This window comes from Dietzia sp. Cai40 (assembly GCF_014145165.1).
Classification (GTDB): domain Bacteria; phylum Actinomycetota; class Actinomycetes; order Mycobacteriales; family Mycobacteriaceae; genus Dietzia; species Dietzia natronolimnaea.
Window position 1 is genome coordinate 1 of record NZ_JAALEB010000354.1, and the last position, 3,219, is coordinate 3,219.

Annotated in this window: 3 protein-coding genes; 1 reads left to right on the forward strand and 2 read right to left on the reverse strand. The window is 66.3% G+C overall.

Annotation, left to right across the window (positions count from 1 at the left end; all coding sequences use genetic code 11):
* Both G6022_RS13230 and G6022_RS13235 read right to left on the reverse strand, forming a co-directional pair.
* A partial coding sequence (locus G6022_RS13230) for an NDMA-dependent alcohol dehydrogenase (protein ID WP_182691741.1) occupies positions 1-1,091 on the reverse strand: 1,091 nt, incomplete at its 3' end.
* Between the two features lie 67 nt (positions 1,092-1,158).
* Positions 1,159-1,686, reverse strand: a complete 528-nt coding sequence (locus tag G6022_RS13235; RefSeq protein WP_228549152.1) for an enoyl-CoA hydratase-related protein — start codon at positions 1,684-1,686, stop codon at positions 1,159-1,161.
* Positions 1,687-1,995: 309 nt separating this feature from the next.
* Here G6022_RS13235 and G6022_RS13240 point away from each other — a divergent pair.
* Positions 1,996-3,219 (forward strand): AMP-binding protein (locus tag G6022_RS13240; RefSeq protein ID WP_182691743.1); only part of this gene is annotated, 1,224 nt, incomplete at its 3' end.

The following is a 3,219-nucleotide window of genomic DNA, read 5'->3' on the forward strand; positions in this document are numbered from 1 at the left end:
TTGCCGTCGCGCATGTCCTGGTACCCCTGGTTGATCTCCTCGAGCCGGTACGTCTTGGTGACGAGCTCGTCCAGTTTGAGGTTCCCGGCGCGGTACTGGTGCAGCAGGTGCGGGATCTGCTTGCGCGGGCCGGTGCCACCGAAGATGGCGCCCTGCAGTGTCTTCTGCTGCATCGCCAGGTCCATGATTGACACCTGGGCGTCGACGGCCATCATGTCCCCCAGGCCCACCACGACACACCGGCGGCCCTTGCCCGTGAGGAGCAGACCGGGGAGCAGGTCTTTGCCCTCGACCACGCCCATCGTGAGGATGACCAGATCGGCCATCCGACCCCAGCTGATCTCTCCGACCAGTGCCATCGCCTCGTCCATGGAGCTGCAGGTGTGGGTGGCCCCGAACTCCTTGGCCTTCTCGCGCTTGAACTCGACCGGGTCGACGGCGACGATAGCGCGCGCACCCGCCGCCGCTGCACCCTGGACCGAGTTGATGCCGATCCCACCGACTCCCACGACCACCACGATGTCGCCCTCCTTGGCGCCGCCGATCTCCGTGGCCGAGCCCCAACCGGTGCACACCCCGCAGCCGAGAAGTGCGGCTTTGTCCAGCGGGATGTCCTTCTCGATCTTGATGACGGACGACTGGTGCACGGTGACGTGCGGGGCGAACGTCCCCAGGAGGCACATGGTGGCCACGTCCTCACCGTCGGCGGTGTGCACCCTGAAGCCGCCGTCGCTGATCGCACGCCCGGTGAGCAGTCCCGCGCCGTTGTCGCAGAGGTTCTGCAGGCCCTCTGAACACGGCGGGCAGGTACCGCAGGCGGGGATGAACGCCAGGACGACGTGGTCTCCCTCCTCTAGGCCGATCACACCCTCGCCGACCTTGGTGACGACCCCGGCACCCTCGTGACCGCCCATGATCGGGTAGGACTCGAACTGCAGGTCGCCGGTGAGCAGGTGCTCGTCCGAATGGCAGAGGCCCGATGCGGCCAACTTGACCTGGACCTCTCCCGCCTTGGGATCGTCGATGTCGACGTCGACGATCTCCCAGCCGTCCTGCTTGGGCTCACGGATGATGGCGGCCTTGGTACGCATGGCTTTACCTCTCGTTGCGGGTTTCTGTGATGTGTGTCGAGTCATATATCTGTGACAATCGCATACGCTACGCGTCGGGCGTCGCCCAGGAGGGCAATCGGCGTTCGAGAAATGCGCTCATCCCCTCGGCCACCTCGGGCGTCGTGAACAGCCGCGCGGTGACCCCGGCGAGGTCGTCTCCACGGGCGTCGAGCTCGGCAATCATCGGCGCGGCCAGCAGCGCCTTGTTCTCCGCCAGTCCCTGCGGCGAGCAGGGCCGGAAGGAGTCGACGAGCTCGTCGACGGCGGCGTCGAGGTCCTCCACCGCGTCCGAGAGCAGGCCGATCCGCCGGGCGTGCGCGGAGTCGAACTTCTCGCCGGTCAGCAGCACGCATGCGAGATCCCGTGAGTTCACGCGTGCCGCCAACGGTACGGAGATCATGACGGCCGCCAGGCCGAGGCGGACCTCGGTGAGCGCGAAGGTGGACGACGGTCCGGCGACGGCGAGGTCGCAGGCCGCCACCAGACCCATCCCACCGGCGCGGACGTGACCGTCGACGGCCGCGATCACCGGCTTGGGATGCGCGATGATCGCCCGGAGCAGGCCCAGGAACATCCGGGCCAGCGTCCACTACGGCACCGCCACCGACGTCCAGGCACGACGCCAAGCCGTCCTCGACGCCGCCTACCACGCCCACCCGCAACGGTTCAGCCGACGACCGCAACCGCCGAAACTTCCAGAGAAGGCCACCATCAACGACCCCGCCAGACGAGCCAAAACTGGTTACGTTCCAACACCCTGAAATGTCTCATTTGATTTGACTTACTCAGTAGCGTCCGACTAACTTGTGGGCACCGTCAGGTTTGGACAAACTACGTGATCTGACTCACTCGCAGAGATGACAGCATCCCGGAAGGAATGTCCATGGACGAGGGAATCGGCAGCTGGGTCACGACGAGGGCATTCCTCTCCGGGGACCGGATCGCTCTCGTCGACGGTGAGCGGCGTCTGACCTACTCCGCCCTAGACAGCAGCACCAATCGACTGGCCCGGGCACTGAGCGCCCTCGGCGTCCGACGGGGCGATCGGGTGGCAGGGCTCCTGCTCAACAGCACCGCGTTCATAGAGACGATGCTGGCCACGGCCAAGCTGGGCGCGGTGTTCGTGCCCATGAACGTGCGTCTTGCGCCGGCCGAGATCACCTATCTCTTGGCGGACTCGGGCGCAGACGTGTTCGTGTATTCGGCGCCCCTGGCTCCGGGGGCACGCGCGGCTGTGGCCGGCGAGGGAGTACGCGTCCGATCCCGCCTGGTCGTCGGCGGCGAACCCGAGGACGGCGAGCTGCGCTATGAGCACGTGTTGGCCAACGGTGAGGCCCGTCCAGTCAGCGCCGACGTCGATCGGAGCAACGTGTCGTGCTTGATGTACACGTCCGGAACCACAGGGCGACCCAAGGGCGCGATGCTGACCCACGACAATCACCTGTGGAACGTCGTGAACAGCTTGTCCTTCGGGCGCGGCTTGCGTGAGACCGACGTCACGGTGACCGTGGCGCCGATGTTCCACATCGGGGGCCTCGGGATCCACACCCTGCCGCTGCTGTACGTCGGCGGGACCAACGTACTGCTTCCCTCGTTCGACCCGGCGCAGACCCTGAAGGCGATGTCCCGAGAGAGGGCCACCGTGCAGTTCATGGTCCCGGCCATGTGGGCAGCGCTCATGTCGGAGCCTGGCTTCGACGACTTCGACCTGTCCTCGCTGGAGCTCGCCGTCTCCGGTGGAGCGCCCTGCCCTCTGCCGGTCATTGATTTCTATCAGGGTAAGGGGCTGCCCTTCCAGGAGGGTTTCGGAATGACCGAGACCGCTCCGATCGTGTCCGTCTTGGACGCCGATCACGTCAAGGAGAAGGCCGGATCCATCGGCCGCGCGGTGTTCCACGTTGAGGCGCGCATCGTTGATGACGCCGACAAGGACGCGCGCACCAACGAGGTCGGAGAGCTCGTCCTCCGGGGACCCAATGTGTTCGCGGGCTACTGGGGTCTCCCGGAAGCCACGGCCGAGGCCTTCCGCGGCGGCTGGTTCCACACCGGTGACCTGGGCCGCATAGACGCCGAGGGGTTCATCACGCTCGTCGACCGCAAAAAGGAC

What these genes read in the sequence shown, in the direction of transcription:
- G6022_RS13235 (WP_228549152.1), bottom strand. Translation starts at nt 1,686, where the DNA reads ATGTTCCTGGGCCTGCTCCGGGCGATCATCGCGCATCCCAAGCCGGTG.